This window comes from Gilvirhabdus luticola (genome assembly GCF_040117515.1).
GTDB lineage: Bacteria > Bacteroidota > Bacteroidia > Flavobacteriales > Flavobacteriaceae > Gilvirhabdus > Gilvirhabdus luticola.
Window position 1 is genome coordinate 833,343 of sequence record NZ_JBEEEN010000001.1, and the last position, 25,437, is coordinate 858,779.

At 29.8% G+C, this 25,437-nt stretch carries 25 protein-coding genes; 19 read left to right on the forward strand and 6 right to left on the reverse strand.

Translation table 11 applies throughout. The annotated features are described in order from the left end of the window. Positions 1-4: 4 nt before the first annotated feature. The 13 genes from AAFP94_RS03805 (at position 5) to AAFP94_RS03865 (ending at position 13,499) form a co-directional block, all read left to right on the forward strand. Positions 5-973, forward strand: a complete 969-nt coding sequence (locus tag AAFP94_RS03805) for a sulfotransferase family protein (protein WP_316660387.1) — start codon at positions 5-7, stop codon at positions 971-973. After that, positions 970-2,217, forward strand: a complete 1,248-nt coding sequence (locus AAFP94_RS03810) for a hypothetical protein (RefSeq protein WP_316660386.1) — start codon at positions 970-972, stop codon at positions 2,215-2,217. Before AAFP94_RS03805 ends, AAFP94_RS03810 begins: the two co-directional genes overlap by 4 nt. Then, complete coding sequence (locus tag AAFP94_RS03815) at positions 2,214-2,978, forward strand: glycosyltransferase family 2 protein (protein ID WP_316660384.1); 765 nt, start codon at positions 2,214-2,216, stop codon at positions 2,976-2,978. Before AAFP94_RS03810 ends, AAFP94_RS03815 begins: the two co-directional genes overlap by 4 nt. Then, positions 2,978-3,967, forward strand: coding sequence for a glycosyltransferase (locus tag AAFP94_RS03820; protein WP_316660382.1), 990 nt, complete (start codon positions 2,978-2,980; stop codon positions 3,965-3,967). Before AAFP94_RS03815 ends, AAFP94_RS03820 begins: the two co-directional genes overlap by 1 nt. Positions 3,968-3,973: 6 nt before the next feature. After that, positions 3,974-4,654: a phosphoadenylyl-sulfate reductase gene (locus AAFP94_RS03825; RefSeq protein ID WP_316660380.1), complete on the forward strand. Its 681-nt coding sequence runs from the start codon at positions 3,974-3,976 to the stop codon at positions 4,652-4,654. Continuing rightward, positions 4,651-5,583: an NAD-dependent epimerase/dehydratase family protein gene (locus tag AAFP94_RS03830; protein ID WP_316660378.1), complete on the forward strand. Its 933-nt coding sequence runs from the start codon at positions 4,651-4,653 to the stop codon at positions 5,581-5,583. Before AAFP94_RS03825 ends, AAFP94_RS03830 begins: the two co-directional genes overlap by 4 nt. Before the next feature lie 58 nt (positions 5,584-5,641). Then, positions 5,642-6,832 carry an NAD-dependent epimerase/dehydratase family protein gene (locus AAFP94_RS03835; RefSeq protein ID WP_316660376.1) on the forward strand — a complete coding sequence of 397 codons (1,191 nt, stop codon included), beginning with the start codon at positions 5,642-5,644 and terminating at the stop codon, positions 6,830-6,832. 54 nt (positions 6,833-6,886) lie between these two features. Continuing rightward, the gene (locus tag AAFP94_RS03840; protein WP_316660374.1) at positions 6,887-7,624 is read left to right on the forward strand and encodes a WecB/TagA/CpsF family glycosyltransferase; all 738 of its coding nucleotides are present in this window, start codon (positions 6,887-6,889) and stop codon (positions 7,622-7,624) included. Next, positions 7,617-8,810 (forward strand): O-antigen ligase family protein, encoded by a 1,194-nt coding sequence (locus tag AAFP94_RS03845; RefSeq protein ID WP_316660373.1) that lies wholly within the window; start codon positions 7,617-7,619, stop codon positions 8,808-8,810. The genes AAFP94_RS03840 and AAFP94_RS03845 overlap by 8 nt, the downstream gene beginning before the upstream one ends. Beyond that, positions 8,797-9,708, forward strand: coding sequence for a WD40 repeat domain-containing protein (locus tag AAFP94_RS03850; RefSeq protein WP_316660372.1), 912 nt, complete (start codon positions 8,797-8,799; stop codon positions 9,706-9,708). Before AAFP94_RS03845 ends, AAFP94_RS03850 begins: the two co-directional genes overlap by 14 nt. 151 nt (positions 9,709-9,859) lie before the next feature. After that, positions 9,860-11,158: a UDP-glucose dehydrogenase family protein gene (locus AAFP94_RS03855; RefSeq protein ID WP_316660370.1), complete on the forward strand. Its 1,299-nt coding sequence runs from the start codon at positions 9,860-9,862 to the stop codon at positions 11,156-11,158. 2 nt (positions 11,159-11,160) lie between these two features. Next, entirely contained in the window at positions 11,161-12,147 is a 987-nt protein-coding gene (locus AAFP94_RS03860) for a UDP-glucuronic acid decarboxylase family protein (protein ID WP_316660368.1), read from the forward strand. Beyond that, complete coding sequence (locus AAFP94_RS03865; RefSeq protein ID WP_316660366.1) at positions 12,147-13,499, forward strand: undecaprenyl-phosphate glucose phosphotransferase; 1,353 nt, start codon at positions 12,147-12,149, stop codon at positions 13,497-13,499. The genes AAFP94_RS03860 and AAFP94_RS03865 overlap by 1 nt, the downstream gene beginning before the upstream one ends. On the opposite strand, the gene AAFP94_RS03870 is transcribed toward AAFP94_RS03865, so the two are convergent. Genes AAFP94_RS03870 through AAFP94_RS03880 form a run of 3 tightly spaced genes read right to left on the reverse strand, consistent with a single transcriptional unit; the run spans position 13,496 to position 17,069 of the window. Further along, positions 13,496-14,659 carry a glycosyltransferase family 4 protein gene (locus tag AAFP94_RS03870; RefSeq protein WP_316660365.1) on the reverse strand — a complete coding sequence of 388 codons (1,164 nt, stop codon included), beginning with the start codon at positions 14,657-14,659 and terminating at the stop codon, positions 13,496-13,498. The two genes, AAFP94_RS03865 and AAFP94_RS03870, sit on opposite strands and share 4 nt — an antisense overlap. Continuing rightward, positions 14,656-15,753 (reverse strand): non-hydrolyzing UDP-N-acetylglucosamine 2-epimerase, encoded by a 1,098-nt coding sequence (gene wecB / locus AAFP94_RS03875; protein WP_316660364.1) that lies wholly within the window; start codon positions 15,751-15,753, stop codon positions 14,656-14,658. The genes AAFP94_RS03870 and wecB overlap by 4 nt, the downstream gene beginning before the upstream one ends. Positions 15,754-15,758: 5 nt before the next feature. Next, on the reverse strand, positions 15,759-17,069 hold the full coding sequence (locus tag AAFP94_RS03880; protein WP_316660362.1) for a phenylacetate--CoA ligase family protein: 1,311 nt from the start codon (positions 17,067-17,069) through the stop codon (positions 15,759-15,761). A gap of 82 nt (positions 17,070-17,151) precedes the next feature. Between AAFP94_RS03880 and purD the strand changes: the two genes are divergently transcribed. Further along, the gene (purD, locus tag AAFP94_RS03885; protein WP_316660361.1) at positions 17,152-18,423 is read left to right on the forward strand and encodes a phosphoribosylamine--glycine ligase; all 1,272 of its coding nucleotides are present in this window, start codon (positions 17,152-17,154) and stop codon (positions 18,421-18,423) included. On the opposite strand, the gene AAFP94_RS03890 is transcribed toward purD, so the two are convergent. Next, on the reverse strand, positions 18,418-18,645 hold the full coding sequence (locus AAFP94_RS03890; protein ID WP_316660360.1) for a DUF6341 family protein: 228 nt from the start codon (positions 18,643-18,645) through the stop codon (positions 18,418-18,420). The genes purD and AAFP94_RS03890 overlap by 6 nt on opposite strands. A 39-nt stretch (positions 18,646-18,684) precedes the next feature. On the opposite strand from AAFP94_RS03890, the gene AAFP94_RS03895 reads away from it, so the two are divergent. Next, positions 18,685-19,608, forward strand: a complete 924-nt coding sequence (locus AAFP94_RS03895; RefSeq protein WP_316660357.1) for a DUF6427 family protein — start codon at positions 18,685-18,687, stop codon at positions 19,606-19,608. Here the strand turns inward: AAFP94_RS03895 and upp are convergent. Further along, positions 19,597-20,256 carry a uracil phosphoribosyltransferase gene (upp, locus tag AAFP94_RS03900; protein WP_316660356.1) on the reverse strand — a complete coding sequence of 220 codons (660 nt, stop codon included), beginning with the start codon at positions 20,254-20,256 and terminating at the stop codon, positions 19,597-19,599. The two genes, AAFP94_RS03895 and upp, sit on opposite strands and share 12 nt — an antisense overlap. Positions 20,257-20,329: 73 nt before the next feature. Here upp and AAFP94_RS03905 point away from each other — a divergent pair, with 73 nt between their 5' ends. Both AAFP94_RS03905 and AAFP94_RS03910 read left to right on the forward strand, forming a co-directional pair. Then, positions 20,330-20,938 carry a DUF4254 domain-containing protein gene (locus AAFP94_RS03905; RefSeq protein ID WP_316660354.1) on the forward strand — a complete coding sequence of 203 codons (609 nt, stop codon included), beginning with the start codon at positions 20,330-20,332 and terminating at the stop codon, positions 20,936-20,938. 19 nt (positions 20,939-20,957) lie between these two features. Next, positions 20,958-21,977 (forward strand): glycosyltransferase family 9 protein, encoded by a 1,020-nt coding sequence (locus AAFP94_RS03910; RefSeq protein ID WP_316660353.1) that lies wholly within the window; start codon positions 20,958-20,960, stop codon positions 21,975-21,977. Position 21,978: 1 nt separating this feature from the next. Here the strand turns inward: AAFP94_RS03910 and AAFP94_RS03915 are convergent, their stop codons facing one another. Beyond that, the gene (locus AAFP94_RS03915) at positions 21,979-23,034 is read right to left on the reverse strand and encodes a ferredoxin--NADP reductase (RefSeq protein ID WP_316660352.1); all 1,056 of its coding nucleotides are present in this window, start codon (positions 23,032-23,034) and stop codon (positions 21,979-21,981) included. Between the two features lie 102 nt (positions 23,035-23,136). Here AAFP94_RS03915 and AAFP94_RS03920 point away from each other — a divergent pair, with 102 nt between their 5' ends. Together AAFP94_RS03920 and AAFP94_RS03925 are read left to right on the forward strand one after the other, a co-directional pair. Next, positions 23,137-24,618 (forward strand): DUF5687 family protein, encoded by a 1,482-nt coding sequence (locus tag AAFP94_RS03920; RefSeq protein WP_316660351.1) that lies wholly within the window; start codon positions 23,137-23,139, stop codon positions 24,616-24,618. Positions 24,619-24,628: 10 nt separating this feature from the next. Continuing rightward, the gene (locus tag AAFP94_RS03925; RefSeq protein ID WP_316660350.1) at positions 24,629-25,324 is read left to right on the forward strand and encodes an ABC transporter ATP-binding protein; all 696 of its coding nucleotides are present in this window, start codon (positions 24,629-24,631) and stop codon (positions 25,322-25,324) included. Positions 25,325-25,437 lie beyond the last annotated feature (113 nt).

The following is a 25,437-nucleotide window of genomic DNA, read 5'->3' on the forward strand; positions in this document are numbered from 1 at the left end:
AAATTTGGAAACACCAATATTTATTTTTTCTTTGCCGCGGTCTGGTTCAACATTATTGCAAAGGGTCTTAATGTCCAACCCTCAAATTTGTAGTGTTTCAGAACCATGGATCCTATTACCACAAATCTACATTTTACGAAAAGAAGGAACCCTTTCAGATTACTCTAGTCTTACAGCACATAAAGGGAATATGGATTTTATTAATAACCTTCCTAATAAAGAAGAAGATTACTTTGATTCATTAAGACAATTTATGTTAGACCTGTATTCAAAACAATGCCAAAATAATGAACAATATTTTTTAGACAAAACACCACGTTATTATTTAATCATTGATGAAATCGTCAAACTCTTTCCAAAAGCTAAATTCATTTTTTTATTCAGGAATCCAATTCATGTTTTTGCATCTATAATTAACACTTGGGGCAAAGGGAGATTTAGAAAGCAATATGCGAACTATAATGATATTGTTGATGGAACCAAAATGTTGAGTCAAGGTTATTCTAAATACATGGGAATAAGTATTTCTATCAAATACGAAGATTTTATTTTAAATCCATTAGAAGAATTAGATAAAGTCTCAAATTATCTAAATATAGATTTTAATAAAGAATCTTTAAAGCTGTTTAACTCCCAAAACACAAAAGGATCTCTTGGCGATTTTTTGGGACCAAGTTCGTATTCAGAAATTTCTTCTAATGGCCTTGGAAAATGGAAAACAACTTTTAATTCAAAGATTAGAAAGAAATTCGCAATTTCTTTAATTAAAAAAATCAGATCAGAAGATTTGGAATTACAAGGATACAATCAAAAAGAAATTATATGTGAGATTAATGCATTAAACAGTAAACAAAATAGCAAGTTTTTTATGGATTTGTTTGATTACATAGTTGGATATATAATTAGAAAATTTAATTTGAATTTATTTTTTGTCAAAGAATTTTCATGGATTAAAAAAAGACCTCTTTCTTGAGATTATATAGGATGTTTATTACCCAAAAAGAATTATTAAAGTTAGCGATATATGCCAATGTCATATATGTCGCCTTGCTTTTTTTATTTCGACCAGATGGATTTAATATTGAGAATATAGTAATTACATCCTTTTTATTAACTTCTGTTGTAATTATACTATTCTTATGTTATATCAATAGAAAAAATCTTTTAAGTATACCTAAAACTACTAGAATAATTTTTTACTTACTTCTTTTTTGGAGTGTAATTGTGGTTGTAAGAAGTTTTTCATTAAACCTTCAAGATTGGCTCACTAACTTTGGCAATGTTTATATGGCTTTTTCATGGTTCGTCCCTGTATTAATTATTTTAGGTCAAAAAGTTGAAAACTGGAACGTAATTGTTGGAGCTATTTTTTTTATGTTTATGGTAATGATATTTGCCTATGCCTTTTTTCCTGTAGAAGGGAAATCTCCAACCGAATGGACTTGGCTTTTAAGACCCATTAACTTTATTTTTTTACTAGGAGTATATAGGTTTAAATTAACAAATCGAATTATTATTATTATTGCATTAACTATCTATATTCTTTTAGCAATTAATTTAAAACAAAGAATAGAATTTCTTTTTTTATTTTTAGTGCTATTTTTTTTAATAATCGAGAGACTAAAACATATAAAAATTAAAAGAGTTTTTTTGAAATACATCATCTTTAGTTTTGTAATTTTGCTGATTTTAGTCTTCACCTATGGCTATGAAAATATAAACCGAATGGCTAATAATATAGTTGAATTTCAAGATTCAAGAACCTTTTTATTTAACGAATTATTTGATGATTTAAGTAATGCTGAAACTATTTTTGGGAAAGGGTCTCTAGGAACCTATTTCAGCCCTTTTATGGAACACACCAAAAACTACATCACTAATTATCTAAATCTAGAATGGTGGGGAGATGCTTCGGATAGAATAACAATTGAAGTTGGGTATTTACAAATGATTTTAAAAGGAGGCTTTGTTCTTTTTTTACTCACGGTAACTTTAATGATAAATTCAGCATATTTGGCTATTTTTAAATCGAATAGTAAATTCATTAAAAGGCTGGGGCTGTTTATTCTAATCATGACAATATTAAGCTTAATATCTTTCAGACCTGCTTTCACACCAACGTTTATAATTCTTTGGTTTGCTATTGGAACTGTATTGAACAAGAACAACAGAAAAATGACAGATGAAGACATTCAAAAAAGATTCTTATTTAGATGAAGCAAACGCCTTTAATTAGCATTATTACGGTTGTTTATAATGGAGAGCAACATATACAACAAACAATTAATAGTATAAAACACCAAACATATAAAAACATTGAGCATATAATTATTGATGGAAACTCAAGCGATGGGACTTTAGATATTATAAAGAAAAATAAATCTGTTAGTAAATATATAAGTGAACCCGACAGAGGTATTTATGATGCAATGAATAAAGGAATTAATATCGCTTCAGGAGAACTAATAGGGATATTAAACAGCGATGATTGGTATGAATTAAGTGCGGTAGAAATTGTAGTTAATGAATATTTAAGAAACCCGAGTAAGAGAATTTTTCATGCAGACCGTTTTGATGTATTAGAAAATGGGGCAAAAAAAAAATTCACTTTTAACCCTTCTAAATTCAAGTTTAAGTATTATTCAATGACCTATAGCCACCCAGCAATGTTTATTCATGAATCAATTTACAAAGTTAGAAAATACAACACCTCTTTTAAGTCTATTTCAGACTACGAGTTTGTCCTTAAGTCTTTTTTAACTAACAAGAAATTATTCCACTATATTAACAAACCTATAACAAATTTCAGACTAGGAGGGACAAGTGGTCAATTGTCGTTTGTAAACTTATTAAAAGAAAATTTTCAAGCCCGAAGAAATGCTGGAATGACTTATATAGAATGTATATTTTTTTTAATATTAAGAGCATCTGGGGAAAGTTTAAGAAGCTTAATGGGCTATTTTAAAAACAAAAATTAATGAATGCTGTATTTACGGTTTCTACACCAAACTATTTAGGTTTCTCAATATCATTATTTAATAGTTTAAGAAAACACAATATAGAAACAGATTTTTATATTGTATTATTTCGACCTACAACAAATGAATTCGAGTCTCATATTCCAAAAGAAATTAAAATTCTATATATAGACGAATTAGGGTTAGATGAAGTTGTTAATAATTTAGTTAAACGCTTTCCTATTAATAAGATGTGTATGGCGTTTAAGCCAGTTGCTGCCAAAATGATTCTTAAACTAAATCCGGAAATCCAGAAGCTAGTTTTTCTTGATTCTGATATACTAATTTTTAATTCGTTAAAAAACATTTGGTATGATTTAAACTCTTCAAACATCTTACTAACACCTCACTTACTAACACCCTTGGCAAACGACAAAGAAAACATTGAGTTAAGAATGCTGTCTAGAGCCGGAGTTTTTAACACAGGTTTTTTTGCGGTTAAAAAGTCTAATGAAACAATAAAATTTTTAGATTGGTGGTTTGAAAAACTCATAGCGTTTGGATTATTAGGCGACCAAGTTTGGCTTAATTTTGCCCCTACCTTTTTTAATGTTAAAGTGTCACAACACAAAGGGAACAATGTAGCTTTCTATAATTTACCAAACAGAAAAATAACATTCAATAAAATAGATAATAAGTATTTAGTAGACAAGGAATATGATTTGGTGTTTTTTCACTATATAAAGCATAATCCTTTTAATAATCAAAACAAAATTAGTTCTGCAAGATTGATTCAAAAACAACTAACTTTTGAAAATCACCCTGAATTAATTCCCATATTTAATGACTATAAAGAATCTTTATTAAGCGCTAATTTTTCTTTTTATAAAAACCTTAAATTTTCACAGCAAGAACAATCATTTTTTGTGAGAAAATATGTAAATTTTAAGCATCAATTTATTAGAATATGCTATAAATTAATCTTTGATATTGTTAGCTTAAAAAAATAAATAATTATGCTTGATTTCTCAAAAGAAGTAAATGAAATTAAACAAGAGATTCGCAAATTTTTAAATCAAAAAAAAAGAATATTTTTAACCTCATCGTTTCAATCGCATAGCATACCGCTTCTTCATATAATTGCAACTTTAGAATTGAAAGTCGATATATATTTTATCAATACAGGATTTCACTTTGTAGAAACACATGTTTTTAAGAATAAAGTTTCTAGCATGTTAGGCCTTGAGGTTAAAACCATTGAGTCTCCAATTCCAAAAATAAATCAAAAAGATAAAAATGGGTTTTTTTATTATACAAGCAACACCAATTATTGTTGCCATTTAAACAAGGTTTTACCTACTAATGATTTGCTTAACGAATATGATGTATGGATTAGTGGAGTTAGAAAAGATCAGAGTTCCTTTAGAAAAAATTTGCAGAAAATAGAAAAAACTCCTAATGGCAAATTAAGGTACCATCCTATGTTAAATTGGAATAGTAAATTGATATATCAATATAGACAAAAATATCACTTACCAGAACACCCTTTAGAATCTCTCGGGTATTTTAGTATTGGATGCCAACCATGTACAGTTAATGTTAGTAACATTAATATTGAAGACGGTAGAGATAGTAGATGGTTTGGTCAGAATAAAATGGAATGTGGGCTGCATACTAATTTAATAGAAAAAAAATGAATGTTTTAGTTACTGGTGGTTTTGGATATGTTGGCTCATCTCTAATTCCTATATTATTTAAAAATGAAGAGATAAAAAAAATTGTTATTTATGACAACCTGTCAAACAATAATTATGATTTGGTTTTATCTCATTTAAGATTGTTGAGTAAAGTAACTTTTGTAGAAGGTAGCATTTTAGACAATGAATTATTGAAGGTAGTATTTAAGAAGCACGAAATACACACCATAGTACATCTTGCAGCCAAAACAGTCACGCCAATGAGTGATAATGGATTTCACGAATTTGATCAGATAAATCATTGGGGCACAAGTATTTTAGTTGACGCAATTAATAGTGTAAAGTCTGTAAAGAATATAATATACTTGAGTTCTTTTTCTGTTTACGGAATATACAAAAGTAAATTTAATGAGAATGACAATCCAATGCCATACTCAAATTATGGGAAGTCTAAATTTTTAGGAGAAAAAGAAATATTGTTACGCCTTCCTAAATCTATTAATAAATTTATATTGAGATCAGGAGTCTTGTATGGGTGTACCATTGGTTATAAACCAAATACAGTTCTTAATAAGTTTATTTTTGAAGCCCATTTTTCTAATAAAATCCAAATATTTGGAGATGGAAATCAAAAAAGGTCATTTATTCATGTTCAAAGATTAAGCGAAACTATTTCTGGCGTCATAACAAATACTGCAATTAAATCTGGTGTTTATAATATTTTAGATCATTCATATTCAGTAAATGATTTAGCCAAAATTCTTACTCAGATTTATCCAAATATCGATTTAATTTATATGAATAGGGATCATAGTATGAAATCAATTGAAATTGAATCAAATTATAATTTAAACTCTCTATTAAATTTAAAACAAGCTAAAAACATAGATTATTACCTTAAAAGGGAATTAAGTAAATTTTCGTTTTAATAATGAAATTTGAATAAGTAAATAAAATAAAATACTTTTGCCGAATAAATAAAATTATATGAGAAAAATATTTGTATTAGGTGGTGACGGGTTTTGTGGTTGGCCATCTGCCCTTCATTTATCAAATAAAGGATTTGATGTAACTATTATAGATAATCTTTCAAGAAGAAATATTGATAATGAATTAGGAGTAATGTCGTTAACTCCAATTGCAACTATTCAAGAAAGAATTAAAGCCTGGGAAGAAATTAGTGGAAAGAAAATAGAATTTTATAATATTGATATTGCTAAAGAATACACCGTTTTTTTAGACTTAATTTTAAAAAAAACTCCTGAAACTATAATTCATTTTGCAGAACAGAGAGCTGCTCCTTATTCAATGAAAAGTAGTAAGCACAAAAGATATACGGTAGACAATAATCTGAATGCTACAAATAATGTTTTATGCGCAATAGTCGATTCTGGTTTAGACATTCATTTAGTACATTTAGGGACTATGGGAGTTTATGGCTATGGAACAGCTGGAATGAAAATCCCTGAAGGTTATTTGGAAGTATTCATGAAGACAGAAGACGGGAAAGAAGTTTCTAGTGAAATATTATATCCAGTAAACCCAGGTAGTATATATCACATGACAAAGACACAAGATCAGCTGCTGTTTTTATATTACAATAAAAATGATAAATTAAAAATCACGGATTTGCATCAAGGTATAGTTTGGGGAACTCATACCGCTGAAACAAAATTAGACGAAAGACTTATTAATAGGTTTGATTATGATGGTGATTATGGGACCGTATTAAATAGATTTTTAATGCAGGCTGCTATAGGCTATCCATTAACAGTTCATGGTACAGGTGGACAAACAAGAGCTTTTATACATATTCAGGATTCTGTAAAATGCATTGAATTAGCAATTAAAAATCCTCCTAAAGAAAATGAAAAAGTAAAAATATTTAATCAGGCAACTGAAACACATAGGGTAAGAGATTTAGCAAATTTAATTTCCGAAATGACCGGTGTAGAAATTCAAAATGTCAAAAACCCTCGAAATGAAGACGCTGAAAACGAATTAAGAGTTGAAAACAAAAACTTTTTAGAATTAGGATTAAATCCAATTACACTTGAAAAAGGCTTGTTAAAAGAGGTTAAAGAGGTTGCTCAAAAATACACCCACAGATGTAACAAAGAGATGATACCTTGTAAATCTTTATGGACAAGTGACACCAAAACTAAAGTATTGATATAATAGATTAAACTAAACATATTCTAGAAATCATATGCTATTTTAATATTGAAAAACATGTGTATTAAACTCAATGAGTATAAATTATTTAATAGCAATCTTGAATCAATATTAGAAAAAAACAAAAAAATTGTTATTAATACAATTAATGCGCATTCATATATTGTAGCCAAAAAAGATGCCGAATTTAAAAATGCACTAGTAAAAAGTGAGGTCTTGCTGCCCGATGGAGAAGGTATTGTTTTCATGGTTAAGCAGCTTCAAGGTATTAAAATAAGGAAAATTGCAGGAGCAGACCTTCACCTTTTTTTGTTGGACTATGCTAATAAAAAAAAACTTAAATGCTTTTATTTAGGGTCTAATCAAAAAACTCTTAATTTAATAAAAGAAAGGCTCTCTGATTCTTATCCTAATCTAAAATTCAGTTTTTTTTCTCCACCATTTAAATATGAGTTTTCGGTAGAGGATAATAATAAAATGATTTCTGAAATCAATTCTTTTAATCCTGATATACTATTTGTAGGGATGACCGCTCCTAAACAAGAAAAATGGGTTACCAAAAACAAAGAATTCATTGACGCAAAGATTATATGCTCTATAGGAGCTGTTTTTGACTTTTTTGCTGGAACAAAAAAGAGAGCTCCAGCTTGGCTAATAGCCTTAAAATTAGAATGGTTTTACAGAAGTTTCACGGCTTGGCGACTGGCAAAACGTTATTTATATTCTACACCTCTCTTTTTAATAGAATTATATAGATTGAAATTATTCCCTAAACAAAATAAAGCTGATGTTTAATGAATTATATTTTAATATAAAAATAATTCTTAAGCAAAAAGACATTTCGTTTTTAGCTTTTATAATTTCATTGTTTTTACTTCCAAACTCCATTAATTTAAGCACTTTTGCTTTAGTAACAGCTGTCACTTTAAAGATTATTCAGGCGATTTTTTTTCAAAATAAATTATTAAAAACCAAAGCTTTAAAGTATTCTGCTTTGCTGGGCTTATTGTTTTTTATTTATATACTGTTGAGTTCAATATTTCAAACTAGTTTTAAAAATACAATTGAGTTATTCAATAAGCAATACTCACATTTTGCGCTTTTGTTTTTAGCCCCATTGCTTTTTAAAAAAAGGGGTGATAACAAATTATTACTATATTCTTTTTTACTAGGAACAATTACCGCTGTTGTTTTAGTTTTTCTGATTTCGATGCTTAATGGAACGCCTTTTAATAGAGTTGCCTTCTTAAAATATTTAGATATACATCACACTTACCTTGCAATTTTTTTACTGTTTATTCTTAACCTAATACTTAACAATTTATTTAATTTTAAGAAAGGATTAACCAATTCATATAAAGCGATATTTTTAACAATTGCGGTGCTTATTATTGCAGTTTTATTTCAGTTAGAAAGTAAGGCTTCAATGATTATTATTATTGGACTCATCGTTTTTTATATTTTTCAAAAACTAAACATCAAAAGACTTTCATTATTCATTATCTCACTTTTTGCATTTATGTTTTTAATCAATGCTTTTAATAACAAAATACACACTAGTTATGAAAAAGCATTGGATTTTAGGTTACAGCTATGGGAAGAATCTTTTAATATATTTAAGGAGTCTCCAATTATTGGAAATTTGAAAGCTCCAGAAAAGGATTTATTGAATTTTAACCATTATGTAAACGGCAAATATTTTTTTCTAGATTCAGATTTAAATAGTCATAACCAATATCTTTCTATTCTGATGAGATTTGGAGCGTTAGGCACTATGATTTTATTACTTTACGGGGTATATATCATAGCTTTGATAATGAAGACCAAACAAAAATATACTATTAGTGAATTTATTGGTTTCTCTCTCATCATCTTATTCATGTTCTACATTGAAAATGTTATAGATAGGCATCATGGGATTGTTTATTTTTCAGTTTTTTATAATTATTATTTAGTGGCATTTGAAAATGAAAAGAATTAATATACTTATTTTTATTTTCGGCACTTGTGCCTTTGCACAAAATGTTGAAAGCCTCCTTAAAACCGATTTCGCTATCAGAGATTTTATTACTGTTAATGATTCTGTTTATTTTATAGAAAAACGGGATGTTCACATATTAGATTCAAAAAAAAATAAAAAATTTAAATATTTTATAGGTGGGTATGGTTTAGAAATGGAACTCATTAATAATAATAGTGTTTTGGTAACAGCTTCAAATGAATTAGTTAAAAACATTTCTTCTGTCAGATTTTTCAATACCAAGAACAATAGACCTGAAAACACATACTTTTATAAAAAAGGAAAAATATTAGACTTTGTATTAATTCCAGAACTTAAATTATTTGTTCTTAGCCTAACAAACAAAAAAATAATTGTAGTTAATTATCAAGAAAGACCAAAATTTCACAAAACTATAGAGATTAATATTGAAGCAATAGCTAGAAAAATGATTTATAAAGACAATAGTCTTTATTTTTCAACAGATAAGGGAGAAATATATAAATATAACTTTAGAGATTACAAGAAAACAAGGCTGTATAATTCTAAGGAATTAATAACAGATTTTTTGATTGATAAAGAAAGGCTAATTATTTCAACAATTAACGGAAAACTACAATCAGTTAATCTAAATACTTTTTCCTCCTCAAATCTAACTTTCAACGATAACTTTATAAACGTACTAGTATTTTATAACCATGAAAAATTAATTTGTGGCACTTGGACAGGGAAAATATTCATAGTTGATTTAAACTCTTTTTCAGTAAAAAATGAATTTAGTTTTCATAAAAGATCGATTTTGTGTATTAAGAAAATAGATAATCAAGAAGTGTATTCATCAAGTCTTGATAAGACTCTTAAAAAATGGCAATTACATTAAATGTTAATAAGTATATTTATCACCAAATTGTATTAAGTTTTTTACAGTATTTTAAGATTTAATCGTTTGAATAGGAATTCATTTTTTACGAGTCTTAAAAACGGTTTTAAGTTTAAAATGACATTAACCCCAATAATATTAAACAAACAGTATGAAAATATCAGTAATAGGAACAGGCTATGTAGGATTAGTAACAGGAACTTGTTTAGCAGAAACAGGGAATGAGGTGCTTTGCATAGATATAGATAAAGACAAAGTAAAGCAAATGCAAAAGGGTGAAGTTCCAATTTATGAGCCGCATTTAGATGTTTTATTTGAAAGAAATATAAAAGCGAACAGATTAAAATTTTCAAACTCTTTAGAAGAAGGTTTAATGCACGGAGATATAATATTTCTTGCATTACCAACACCAGAAGATGAAGATGGTTCTGCAGACCTTTCTTATGTATTGGGCGCAGCAGCAGATATTGGAAAATTAATTAAAGATTATAAGGTCATAGTTGATAAAAGCACTGTACCAGTTGGAACAGCAGATAGGGTACGCAAAACCATTGCAAAAGAGACCAAGGTTGAATTTGATGTCGTTTCTAATCCTGAGTTTTTAAGAGAAGGGTTTGCTGTAGATGATTTTTTAAAACCAGAACGAATAGTAATAGGATCTAGTTCAGAAAGGGCGACTGAGCTTATGAAAAAGTTATATAAACCCTTTGTACGTTCAGGAAATCCAATCCTTATCATGGACGAAAAGTCTGCTGAACTTACCAAATATGCGGCAAATTCATTTCTGGCAACTAAAATTACCTTTATGAACGAAATCGCGAATTTTTGCGAGAAAGTTGGAGCAGATGTCGATAAGGTTAGGGTTGGAATAGGAACAGATTCAAGAATAGGGAAACGTTTTTTATTTCCAGGTATCGGATATGGAGGTTCCTGTTTTCCAAAAGATGTAAAAGCTCTTTTTAAATCTGGAACAGAGGTAGGGTATCATTTTAACATTCTCGATTCAGTTATCAAAGTCAATAGTCTTCAAAAAACGATTCTAATACCTCGTATAGATGCCTATTTTAAAGGGAATTTAAAAGATAAAACGATAGCTATTTGGGGGTTGGCTTTTAAACCAGAAACAGATGATATCAGAGAAGCACCTGCATTGTATATTATAGAAGAACTTCTTTGTCGAGGAGCAAAAGTTACTGCTTATGACCCCGAAGCAATGACAAATGTAAAAAGGAAAATAGGAAATAAAATTTCATTTTCCTCTAACATGTATGAAGCTCTTAATAACGCAGATGCATTAGTTATTTGTACAGAATGGAGTATCTTTAGAACACCAGATTTTGGCAAAATAAAAGACAAGCTAAAAAACAATGCAATTTTTGATGGCAGAAACCTTTACGATTTGGAGGAGATTAAAGAAGAAGGGTTCTATTATAGTTCAATAGGAAGATAAATATGAAGAGAGTTCTCATAACAGGTGCAGCGGGCTTTTTAGGATCTCATTTATGTGATCGCTTTTTAAAAGAAGGATTCTATGTCATTGGAATAGATAACTATATTACTGGCGATAAAAAAAATCTAAATCATTTAAATAACAATTCAAATTTTGAGTTTATTGAACATGATGTTACAGAATTTGTAAAAATTGAAGGTAATTTAGATTATATTTTGCATTTCGCATCGCCAGCAAGCCCAATAGACTATTTAAAAATTCCAATACAAACACTAAAAGTTGGCTCTCTAGGAACCCATAATTTGTTAGGTTTAGCTAAAGCAAAAAAAGCAAGAATTCTTATAGCCTCAACCTCTGAGGTATATGGAGATCCTCTTATTCATCCTCAAACCGAAGATTACTATGGCAACGTTAATACCATTGGGCCAAGAGGTGTTTATGATGAAGCAAAACGTTTTCAAGAGTCAATTACAATGGCTTATCATAGATTTCATGGTTTGGAAACTAGAATTGTGCGAATATTTAATACATATGGCCCCAGAATGAGACTAAATGATGGTAGAGTTATTCCTGCATTTATGGGTCAAGCATTAAGAGGTGAGGATTTAACCGTATTTGGGGATGGCTCACAAACACGTTCGTTTTGTTATGTTGATGATCAGATAGAAGGTATATACAGACTGTTATTAAGTGATTATGCTTACCCAGTTAATATTGGAAATCCCAATGAAATAGCGATAAAAGACTTTGCTGAAGAAATTATAAAATTAACGGGTACAGATCAGAAAATCGTTTTTAAAGATTTACCAATAGATGATCCAATGCAACGTCAACCAGACACGACTCTTGCTAAAAAGTTACTTGGTTGGGAAGCAAAAGTAACCAGAGAACAAGGAATGTTAAAGACTTTTAATTATTTTAAAGGACTTTCTCAAGAAGAACTGCATAAAAGAGAACATAAAGATTTTTCAAATCATATTAAAAAGTAATGCCATACAAACCAGGAAGATATTATAAGCTGATAAAACCATTGTTTTTGACAATGGATTTGTTTATCATCAATGCAACTATCTTTTTGTTTGAAACCAACATCACAAACACCTATATTTTCATCGGATACATTTCTTTAATGTGGATTATTGTCTCTTTAAAAAATGATTTTTATGAAGTGCAAAGAAACACAAGAATTGTTCAAATAATTACGCTTTTAGTAAGGCAAATAATATTATTTGCTTTAATTCTTTATGCATTTATAGGATTTTTTAAACAACCAAATATTAGCCGGTTAGCACTAGGAAGCTATGTGATTTCTGTTTTTGTTTTCATTACTTTCTTCAAGTTCTTTTCCTATTTTTTATTAAGTAAGTATAGAATTTATTTAAAAGGAAATTTAAGAAGGGTTATTGTAATTGGTGACAACAAGAAAACCAAACAACTCATAGATATTTTTAACACGAGACATGATTTCGGATATGAATTCAAGAAACAATTTTGTTTAAAAAACGAAAGTTTTTCTTTAAACCAATGTTTTGAATACATAAAAGAAAATGGAATTGACGAAATATATTCTTCAGTATCCGAATTAACCAACAAACAAATAAACGAACTTATTGATTTTGCAGACAATAATTTAAGAGAGTTAAAATTCATACCAGACAATAAGGATATTTATTCTAAAAAACTCAAGTATGAATATTACGATTATATTCCAATCCTAATTTTAAGAGATATCCCATTAAGCAATACAATTAATAAAATAACCAAAAGAACATTTGATATTATTTTTTCCTCTGCGGTTATTATTCTTTTGTTATCTTGGCTCACACCACTAATAGCCCTTTTAATTAAGTTGGAATCTAAAGGGCCGGTATTCTTTAAACAATCTAGAAATGGGTTCAACTACAAAGAATTTGACTGTTATAAGTTTCGCTCTATGACTCCAAATAAAGATGCTCACAAATACCAAGTAAAACGTGGAGACCATAGAATAACTAAAGTTGGCAAATTTATTAGGAAAACCAGTATTGATGAATTACCACAATTCTACAACGTATTATTTGGAGATATGTCAGTTGTTGGGCCTAGGCCTCATATGGTTAGCCACACAGATATGTATGCTAAAAGAATAGATAAATTTATGGTTCGTCATTTTGTAAAGCCAGGAATAACAGGATTGGCTCAAATAAGTGGCTTTAGAGGAGAAGTTGAATCAGATGCGGATATAATAAATAGAGTAAAGTATGATATCTTTTATATTGAAAACTGGTCCCTTTTGTTAGATTTAAAAATAATCGTTCAAACATTTTTAAATGCAGTTAAAGGAGAAGATAAAGCTTATTAGATAAGTTTTTCTAAACGATTTAATTGAGTTTCAAAATCAAACTTTTCATAAGCCGTTTCCCTTATTTTGGCCTTGCTTTTTAAATCAATTTTTAAATTTCGAACTTCAGAAATTACATTATTTAGGCCTGTATAATCATTCGGCTTAACAGCCCAACCGAGTTCTAAATTTTCAATAATCTGCTCTCCTTCACCTCCGCCAAAATAAATCATTGGTAAACCCAACCGAGCATATTCAAATATTTTCGAAGGAACAGATCCATAAATTCTATTTTGTAGAGGAATAATAGCGGCATCATGCTTAATTATTTTGTCATGTAAGTCATTCCTTTTTAGTTCACCGTGATAAAATATAGGCAGCTCTTTATTATTTGAAATAAATTGTTCAATTTTTTTTTGTTCAGAACCAGATCCATAAATATGAAACTCCATATTATTGTAGTCTAATTCTTGGCAAAGCTTATAAATCCCTTGAGCTACACCTAACAAACCGGCATAAACAAGCTTGATTGTATTTTCGTCAGAATTACTAAATTCAATTTCTGGTGGTTCAAAATCTGGATAGTTCCTATATAAAAATGCTTCTTTTTGAGGTATTAAGGAAGTCACATGAGATAGGATTTCTTCACTCTGCCCTAAAACCAAATCAGCTTTTCTATAATTGAACCGCTCAATTTTTTCAAGCAACTCATAACCAAAATTTTTTTTAAAAACACCCAATTCTACCCCAACTATAGGCCATAAGTCACTTACATTTAGTACCAACTTTCTTTTTTTAGACTTTAAAAGCAACATACTTGTAAAGGCAACAAGTAATGGCGGTGATTGTACGATAACAGTTTGAGGAATTTTATTCCACAAAAAAAACCACATCAAGCTGAAGCTATAAGAAAGCATAGCTAATAAGCGTATGAATTTATTTTTAGAATTAGTGGCATAAATCCAAAGCCTATATATTTTTATACCATTTTCGATTGTACTTACTTTGAATTTACGTTTATAAGGCTCGAAGATTTTTCCAGTTGGGTAATTAGGTAAAGGCGTTATTACCGAAACTTGAAAATTATGTTTTTGAAGACCATTTGCCAAATGAAATATCCTGTTTGAAGCTGCTCCAATTTCAGGAGGATAATAACTTGTTAAAATAAATACTTCTTTCACTTGAGCTTAAATATTTCAATCAAATGATTTACAATCCGTTCGGCTGACTGTCCATCCCAAAGTTCTGGAATTTGCCCTTGCTTCCAATGTCCAGAAAACAATGTTTTAAAGGCTTCATCAATTTTTTCAGGATTATTCCCAACCAGAATGTTTGTTCCAATTGCACAGGTTTCAGGCCTTTCAGTTGTATCTCTTAACGTTATACATGGCACGTTCATTACAGTTGCTTCTTCTGTTATCCCTCCAGAATCTGTTAAAACACCCAAAGCATTTTTTACTAAATAATTAAATTCCAAATACCCTAAAGGCGATATAAAATGAAGGTTTTTAAAATTGAAATTAAGTGTCTCGAGTATTTTTCTAGTTCTAGGATGCGCAGGAAATATTATATGAAAATCTTTAGTTAACGAGGTAATTAGGTTCAATAAAGTTACAAATTGCTCTTCTTCATCAACATTGCTCGGCCTGTGTAATGTTAATACAAAATATTTTCTCTTCTGTAGGTTCAATTCTTTCCAAATTTTGGGCGGATTTAATCTGGAACTGTGTTTGAGTAAAGTATCAATCATTACGTTACCAACAAAAAATATTTGATTGTCGGGAATACCTAAACGCTTAAGATTTTCATTAGCATGAATTGAAGTTGTAAAAAAAAGATCTGTTAAGCTATCTGTTACAATTCTGTTTATTTCTTCTGGCATTGTCATATCTCCAGAACGAATTCCTGCTTCAACATGAGCTACTTTAATTCCTTCTTTTTTTGCAACTATGGTGCATGCCATTGTAGAGGTTACATCACCAACAACCAACACCAAATCACATGTATTTTGTTCTAATTCTTTTTCAAATTCAATCATTATAGCAGCAGTTTGTTCTGCTTGAGTGCCACTTTTTACATTTAAATTTATATCTGGGAACGGAATATCAAGCTCTTTAAAAAAAGTATCGCTTAAGTTATTATCATAATGTTGCCCTGTATGAACCAGTCTATAATGAAGATCAAAGCCAAGTCTAATCTTTTTTTCAATTGCTTCAATAATAGGAGCAATTTTCATAAAGTTTGGACGTGCTCCAGCTATTATGGTTATGTTCATTTGTTTTATTTCATTAGAGAGATAAACTGCTTCAATTTACCACTTTTTGAACGTTGTATTGTATCCTGTTTTTTAAAAATAATATGGAGTCCCTTTTCTAAATAGTTCTCCATTGCAGTAATGATTTTTGCTTTTTTATCATTTGAAATTGCTATTTCTCCCGAATAATTAATTTTAAAAGTATCAATCTTCAATTGCTCAATTACAAATTCTTTAATATGACCATCGTCTTCAATTATACTTTTGGTAATATAATAAAAAGTCAATCCAGCCGCTTTTTTCCCACTAGGTAATATGGCAATATCATTTGTTCTTCCTATTAGGGTTTCTAATATGGGTTTTTTTAAAGTACTTTTTTCAGAAAGCACACCAACATCACCAATATCATATCTAATAAATGGATGTGCTTTGTTATAAAGAGACGTTATAACAACTCGACCTTCTTTACCAAATGGCAATACGTTATTTTGCTCATCGAGTATTTCAACTAATAATGTTTCATTATTAATCTGCCATTCATTTTCAGGGTTGTCAAAAGCAATCAAATCCAATTCAGAAGCTCCATATTCGTTAATTACTGGCACGCCAAATTGCTCTTGCATTAATACTTTATCTTCTTCAAATAACATTTCAGAAGTTACAAAACAATATTCAAGTGTTGGGCAAACATTGGTCAAAACAATCTCTTTTTTTTGTAAAAATTTTGCAAATTGAACAATCGGACTTGTGTAACCATTTATATATTTGAATTTAGTGTTTATGAATGAATGGAATACATTTTCAAATTCAGAATCACCCAAATTAAATACTGAAAACCGTATACGATTACTAAAAAAATCTTTTAATCGTTCTTTATAATAGCCTTTTTTATCTAATGGGATACCATAAAATCGAGCTTGCTTTGAGGTGTTGAAATTTAATCCAAACCATCCAAATCTATTTTGAATAACAGCCCAGGTTAAAGCATGACAAAATTTGTCTTTTGCAAAAATAAATGGATCTCCAGAAGAACCTGAAGTTTTATTTACATAAACGTTTTTTGCATTATATTTATTAGATAGTCTTTGTTTTAAAGGTTGTTGCAAATCCCGTTTAGTCATTACAGGAACATTTAACCAATCATTTATGTTAACATTTTTAGCAAAAGATTTATAAAACTGATTTTCTTTTAGATGATGGGATAAAATATCTTTTTTTGCAGTTTCAATATAATTTTTAAACTCCTCTTCATTTAGTTTTTGAATGTTATCCAAAAAAAGCTTTGCCCTCCTAATTGGAAAGCCATTTATTTGTAAAGAAAAATCAAATAAATTCAAAAGGAAAAAATGATTTTATGTTTTTGTAAAATAATTGTTTTTTAAGCGCAAAAGCAATTATTTTTGCCCAAACTACCCACATATGACAATTTTAATTCTTGGATCTGGAGGAAGAGAACATACATTTGCCTGGAAAACAGCTCAAAGCCCTTTATGTAAAAAATTATATGTAGCACCAGGTAATTCAGGTACCGAAGAAGTAGCTGAAAATCTAGCAATTGGTGTCACAGATTTCTCTTCTATTAAAAAAGTTGTTTTAGAAAAAGGAATTGATATGGTTGTTGTTGGCCCAGAAGACCCATTAGTAGAAGGTATTCATGATTTCTTTTTAAATGATAAAGATCTAATGCATGTGGATGTTATTGGACCAGAAAAGGCTGCTGCTGCTTTAGAAGGCAGTAAAGAATTTGCAAAAGAATTTTTGTTTAGACATAATATACCAACTGCAGCATATCAGAGTTTTAACGTTAATAATGTTGAAGAAGGTTATGCGTTTTTGGAAACACTCAAACCTCCTTATGTTCTAAAGGCAGATGGATTAGCAGCTGGGAAAGGGGTTCTGATTTTAAAAGATATAACACAAGCAAAATCAGAGCTTAAAAGTATGCTGGTTGATGCTAAATTTGGAGAAGCAAGTTCTAAAGTTGTGATTGAAGAGTTTTTGGATGGTATAGAATTAAGTTGTTTTGTATTAACTGACGGTAAGAATTATAAAATACTTCCAACAGCCAAAGATTATAAACGCATCGGTGAAGGCGATACTGGCTTAAACACAGGTGGTATGGGAGCAGTTTCTCCAGTGCCATTTGCCACAAAAGAATTTCTTTATAAGATAGAACATCGTATTGTTAAACCAACAATTACTGGTCTTCAAAAAGATAATTTACCATATAAAGGATTCATCTTTATTGGTTTAATAAAAGTAGGAAACGAACCTAAAGTTATAGAATACAACGTTAGAATGGGAGATCCAGAGACAGAAGTAGTTTTACCAAGACTGAAAAATGATATGGTTGAAATTTTTCAAGCAATAGCTAATCAAACATTGGATAAAATTGACATTGAGATTGATGAACGTTCAGCAACAACAGTGATGTTGGTTTCGGGAGGCTATCCAGAAACTTATGAGAAGGGAAAAGAAATCTTTGGGATAGAAAAAATTGAAGGTTCAATTCCGTTTCATGCAGGAGCAAACCTAAAAGATGGTAAAATAGTTACGTCAGGAGGTCGAGTTATGGCAATAACTAGTTATGGTAATACCTACGAAGAAGCATTAAAAAAATCTTATCAAAATATAGAAAAACTACATTTTGATAAGATGTATTATCGTAAAGATATAGGTTTCGATTTATAAATATTCGTGTGCAGTTACACTCTTATCTTCTTCATTATTATCGTTGTAGCCTTTTAATTGTTTCATCCAGTAAACAAAAGCCACTAAAGAAATAATGGTAAATGTCCAAGACACAATATTAGATAACCACCAATTATTTAAGTCTAATTCTCTTAAAACATCAAATGGCCAAAACAGGTAATCAACAAATAAATCTTGTATAGCGTAAAAAAAATCTTTCATCTGTAGTATATTTACCTTACAAAAATACAAAAACACTTAATGATTACAAGCATTTTTAGTAAATCTAAACCAATAAACTTCATAGTTGTATTTTTTATTTCGCTATTTGCTTATGTAATTGCAAATTTCAAGTTGAGTAATGAAGTATACAACTTTAATGATATACTAGAAAAAATAGTAATTTTTGGCGTATGCTATTTTTCAATTCTTACATTAAATTTCATTGTTGGAAAAAATAGTTTAACACAAAAAAACAACTACGAAATCTTATTGTATAGTTTGTTTTTGCTCATGCTTCCCAAATCTTTATTGAGTGATAAAATAATAGTCTCCAACTTTTTTATACTTCTGGCTTTAAGAAGAACATTAAGCTTACGCTCTCAAATTAATTTAAAAAAGAAACTCTTTGATGCTTCTTTTTGGGTTGCTATAGCTTCGCTTTTCTATTTTTGGGCAATTCTTTTCTTCATCTTAATTTATGCTGTTTTACTACTATTTACTGATAATAAGATTAAAAATTGGATAGTGCCATTTACAGGATTACTTACTGTGTTATTAATAGTAGTATCATATTCTATAATTGTAAACGGAGATTTTTTTGGAGCTATAAAGATCGCATCTGATATTAGCATTGACTACAGCAATTTTAATTCATCAAAGGATATTATTGCAATAACCATTTTATTGTCATTTGGAGTTTGGTCGTCTATTTTTTATTTGGCCTCTATAAGAAAAAGAATGAAAAAGTTTCGACCAATTTTTAAATCCATCTTCATAAGTTTAGCAATTGCATTTGTAATCATGATAATTGCACCAGATAAAAATGGGAGTGAATTCTTGTTTCTTTTTCCAACACTTGCAATTGTTGTGGCAAATTATATTGAAACCATTAAAGAAAAATGGTTTAGAGAAATATTTCTCTTAATATTAATTATTTCGCCGATTGTTTTACTAATTCTGTAGTTTTTCACCAAAAGCTAAATCTCCAGCATCTCCCAAACCAGGAACTATATAACCTTTGTCATTTAAGTTGTCGTCAATTGCAGCAATCCATAAATGTGTATCTTCTCTAAAGTGATTTTTAATATAATCAACACCAGCCTGTGCTCCAATAACACTTACCAAATGAAGATTTCTTACTTTGCCAAATGGTTTCAGGGCTTCAAATGTAGCAACCATAGATTGTCCAGTTGCTAACATTGGGTCTGCTAAAATCAAGGTTTTGTTCTCCAGGTTTGGACATGCAAGATATTCTACAATAATTTCAAAACTTTCAGGGTCATGTTTATGATGTCTATACGCTGAAATAAAAGCATTTTGCGCGTCATCAAAATAATTCAACAATCCATTGTGCAATGGCACACCAGCTCTTAATATTGAACACAAAACAATATTATCATCAAGCGTCATCATGTTTGCATTACCTAAAGGAGTTTTTATTGTAGAAGTTTTATAATTTAAAACTTTACTTAATTCATATCCAAGAATCTCACCTATACGTTCTATATTTCTTCTAAAACGCATACTGTCTTTTTGGGTTTCAGTATCTCTCATTTCAGACAAAAAAGTATTTAGGATAGAATTTTCTTCAGATAAATTATGAATATGCATAACTGTTTGAGATGTTTTTAGAGTCGTAAAGTTAAGTAAATAGACTTATATTTGTATCTAAATTTAGCAAGCAATGTTTTCAAGTAAAGCCAATGTAATTTTTCAAAACGTTATTGAAACCTATCACGTCATAAATACGGTTGACCAACCTTTTAAAAACAGGTATGATGAAAAAACGGAACTTATTGAGCATCTGTTGTATAGAAAATGTTGGATAGATACCGTTCAATGGCATTATGAAGACATTATTCGCGACCCAAATATCGATCCTGTTGCGGCACTGAAATTAAAGCGCCAAATCGACGCTTCAAATCAAGATAGAACAGATATGGTTGAATATATTGACAGTTACTTTTTGGAAAAGTATAAACACGTAACTCCAAAAAGCAATGCAACCATTAATACTGAAAGTCCTGCTTGGGGAATTGATAGATTGTCAATATTAGCATTAAAAATTTATCACATGAATGAAGAAGCAACTCGCATTGATGCATCTGATGCTCATAAAGCTAACTGTCAATCGAAATTAAACGTTTTATTAGAACAAAGAGAAGATTTGTCTTCTGCAATTGACACACTACTTCAAGATATTGAAAATGGAGACAAATACATGAAAGTTTATAAACAGATGAAGATGTATAATGACGATGAGTTGAATCCTGTTTTAAGAGGTCAGAAATAAACTTACTCGAATTCTCGAGATGCCTAACATAAAACATATACTAGTAATTCGTCTTTCTGCTATGGGAGACGTGGCTATGACAGTTCCTGTTTTAAGAGCTTTTCAAGAACAATATCCAGATATTAAACTTACCGTTTTAACAAGAGAATTTTTCAAACCTTTTTTTAGAGATTTAAAGAATGTAAGTGTGTTTTCAGCAGATGTTAAAAGAAAACACAAAGGCGTTTTGGGCTTATATAAATTGTCAAAAGAATTAAAAAAACTTAACACTGACGCAGTTGCAGATTTGCATAATGTGTTACGCTCAAATATTTTAAAATTCTTTTTACTTGGGATAAAAGTTGTTCAAATTGATAAAGGAAGAAAAGCAAAGCAAGCTTTAATTTCTGGTAAAGAGGTTAAGCAACTCAAAACAACAGTTGAGCGCTATGCAGACGTTTTTAGAAGGTTAGGTTTTCTTTTGGATTTATCAAACCCAAAATTCCCAGAAAAAAAAGCATTAAGCAACAAAGCAATTGAAATAATTGGAAGCGACACTAAAGAATGGATTGGTATCGCGCCTTTTGCAGCGTATGAAAGTAAAATGTATCCATTGGACTTACTAACAGAAGTTATTAATTCTCTTTCTAAAAAATATAGGATCTTACTTTTTGGTGGAGGAAAGCATGAGATTGAACAACTAAACAAGCTTCAAGATGAGTTTGAAAATGTGACCAGCATTGCTGGAAAATTATCTCTTAAAGAAGAGATAGATGTTATTTCCAATTTAGACGTCATGCTCTCGGCTGATTCAGGTAATGGGCATATTGCTGCGATGCTTGGCATAAAAGTAGTCACTATTTGGGGCGTTACACATCCTTTTGCTGGATTTACGCCTTTTAATCAACCAACTGATTATTGTTTACTTCCCGATAGAGATAAATTTCCAAAAATTCCAACCTCTATTTACGGCAATAAATATCCAGAAAACTATAAAGAAGCAATAAGGAGTATTTCTCCAGAAACGATAGTTAATAAAATAAATTCGATTTTATCATGAGTTAAACATCATCGTAATCAACATAAATGATCGAGGTAGTTGGTTGTGATTGGCAAGTTAAAATTAAACCTTCTGCAACCTCACTATCTGTTAAAATATTATTTTGCCTCATGGTTACCTGACCTTCTTTTAGTCTTGCTAAACAACTACTACAAATACCTCCTTGGCAAGAATAAGGCGCATCTATCTTTTCAGAAAGGGCTGCTTCTAAAACGGTTTTTTTAGAATCCATTACAAAATCAAACTCTTCATCATCCAGCATCACTCTTACATTTGTTTGACCAATCACAGCGTTTATTATATTGGTTTTTTCAGGAGTGGCAACAGTAAATAATTCAAATTTTATATTGCTTTCAGAAACATGATTTTCAATCAAAACATCTTTAACCATGTAAATCATGGCTTCTGGGCCACACAAATAAAAAGTATCAACTGAAGTTTTATTAAATAGATTTTTGATGACGAAGTTGACTACACTTTTATCAATTCGTCCAAACAATGCATCTTCTTTTTGTGCCTGACTAAATACAAATTGGATTTTAAGTCGATTATTATATTGAGTTTGCAGAGCTAAAAGTTCATTATAAAAGATGGTGTCTTCAGGCGTTTTGTTTCCATAAATTAAAATAAAGTTACTTAATGGCTCTTCTTCCAAAACTGTTTTTACAATACTCATTATTGGCGTAATCCCACTTCCAGCAGCAAATGCAGAGATTGTTCTTGATTTGCTTTGGTCTGGTTCAAAAGTAAACCTACCATTAGGTTCTGAAACCTCTATAACGTCATTTACTTTTAATTCTGAATTTGCAAATTTTGAAAATACTCCATGCTCTACAGCTTTTACAGCAACTTTAAGTTCGCCACTTTTAGATGAAGAGCAAAGCGAATAATCTCTTCTTATTTCTTGACCTTCTAAAGAGGTTTTTAAAGTGATATACTGACCTGCCTTAAATGAGAAAGTGTCTTTTAAGTTTTCAGGAACATTAAAACTAATAGTAACAGCTTTTTGAGTTACTTTCTTAATTTCTTTTATTGTAAGTTTATGAAATTGCGACATTTATTTTTTTGGCAAAAATATAAAACATAAATAGTATTTGAGTTTTGATTGTAACAAAATCTGATATAATATTACTTATACATTAAATCTAACCTAAAACAAATGAAATTAAAGCACTTCTTTAATTTAGAATGGAAACAATATTTTAGATCATCGTATTGGCAAAAAAGTGTAGCACTAAACATCTTGCTCATATTTGTTGCTTTATATTTTATAGCAATATTTTTGTTTTTAGGAATTGCTCTTTATCCAATTTTAATAGAACAACTTCCAGATCAAGACCCTTTAAACATAGTAAATAGCATATTATTTTATTGGATTCTTGCAGATATTTTGATGCGTTTTTTCTTTCAAAAACTACCTGTAATGTCAGTCAAACCGTTGTTGACTTTACCAGTGAGGCGTAGCAAAATTGTGCATTATGTTTTAGGGAAGTCTGCATTATCTTTTTTCAATTTTTTACCACTTTTTGCAATTATTCCATTTGGCGTGACCTTAATTGTAAATGATTATCCAGTAAATTCGGTTTTAATTTGGATGCTTTCGCTTTTAATAATTACATTGATTATTAACTTCTTGAATTTTATAATTGAAAGCCTATCTTCTCAAACAGAGTTATCGTTTTTGCCCATCATCGTTTTTGCTGGAGGATTGTTTGTATTAAATTATTTTAATGTTGTTTCATTTTCAAGCCTATTATCTAACGGAATCTCTTCAATTTACAGTAATCCAATTTTAGTAGTGATTCCTCTTGCTATTCTACTTGGACTTTATATAGCTAATTTCAAAAACTTAAAGAAGCAGTTGTATCTAGATAGTTCATTAAAGTCTAAAACTGAAGAAGTTAAAACTTCAGATTTAGCGTGGACAAGAAAATTTGGCAATGTTGCTCCTTTTCTGCAATTGGATTTGAGACTTATTTGGAGAAACAAAAGACCTCGTTCTTCAGTTTTTATTTTAATTATTGGATTACTTTACGGTTTGTTTTTTTATCCACAGCCTACATATCAAGATATGCCTTGGTTTTTTGCATTCATTGGTATTTTTGTAACGGGCATCTTTTTAATCAATTTCGGGCAGTTTATTCCAGCTTGGGATAGCGGTTATTATAAAATGTTAATGAGTCAAAATATAAAGTATGAAGAGTATTTAAAATCAAAATTCACGCTAATGGCAGCCAGTGTTATTATTCTTTTTGTTTTAAGCATTCCGTATGTTTATTTTGGATGGAAGATTTTAATTGCACATTTTGCTGCGGCAATTTATAACATAGGAGTAAATACGCATGTTATATTGTTTGGAGGCTCATATAACAGAAAGAAAATAGATTTAAATCAAAGAGCTGCATTTAATTATCAAGGCACGGGAGCTGTACAATGGCTTATTGGAATTCCGCTATTGCTTATTCCGCTAGGTTTATTTGCATTGTTTTATGTGATTTCAAGTTTTGAAATAGCTTGTTTATTGTTGATTATTTTAGGAGTGATAGGAATTGTTTTTCATCAAAAACTCATGAGGTTCATAACTCTTAAGTATTTAGACTCAAAATATAAAATGATTGACGCATTTAGTCAAGAAACTTAATTTAAAAATCATGATAGTAACATCAGACCTTACAAAAGTATACAGTAATAAAACGGTTTTAAAAATACAAGGTTTAGATATTCCTAAAGGACAAAGCTTTGGTTTAGTTGGTAACAACGGAGCTGGTAAAACCACATATTTTAGTTTGTTATTGGACTTGATAAAACCAACTACTGGTAAAATTAAAAACAATAACATTCAAGTAGATGAAAGCGAAGACTGGAAACCATTTACCTCAACTTTTATTGATGAAAGTTTTTTAATAGGTTATTTAACACCAGAAGAATACTTCTATTTCATAGGAGACCTTAGAGGGCAAAATAAAGCAGATGTAGATGCGCTGTTGTCTCAATTTGAAGACTTTTTTCATGGTGAAATTTTAAACCAGAAAAAGTATTTAAGAGACTTAAGCAAAGGGAATCAAAAGAAAGTCGGGATTGTTGCTGCACTTATTGGCAACCCAGAAGTTATAATTTTAGATGAACCTTTTGCTAATTTAGATCCAACAACGCAAATACGCTTAAAAGCCATCATAAAAGATCTTGCCGAAAAACAAGGTGTCACAGTTCTAATTTCAAGTCATGATTTACTTCATGTAACAGATGTTTGTGAACGAATTGTTGTGCTTGATAAAGGCGAAATTATTAGAGACTTAACCACTAGCGAGGCAACCTTAAAGGAATTAGAAACACATTTTGCTCAATAATCGTTTCATCTAAAAGAACTTTTATTTTATAGCTATATCCAAAAAGATGTTTATTTTTACGCTTTAACATAATAATAACAAGAGTTTATAGTTATTTATTAGATTAAAGCAAC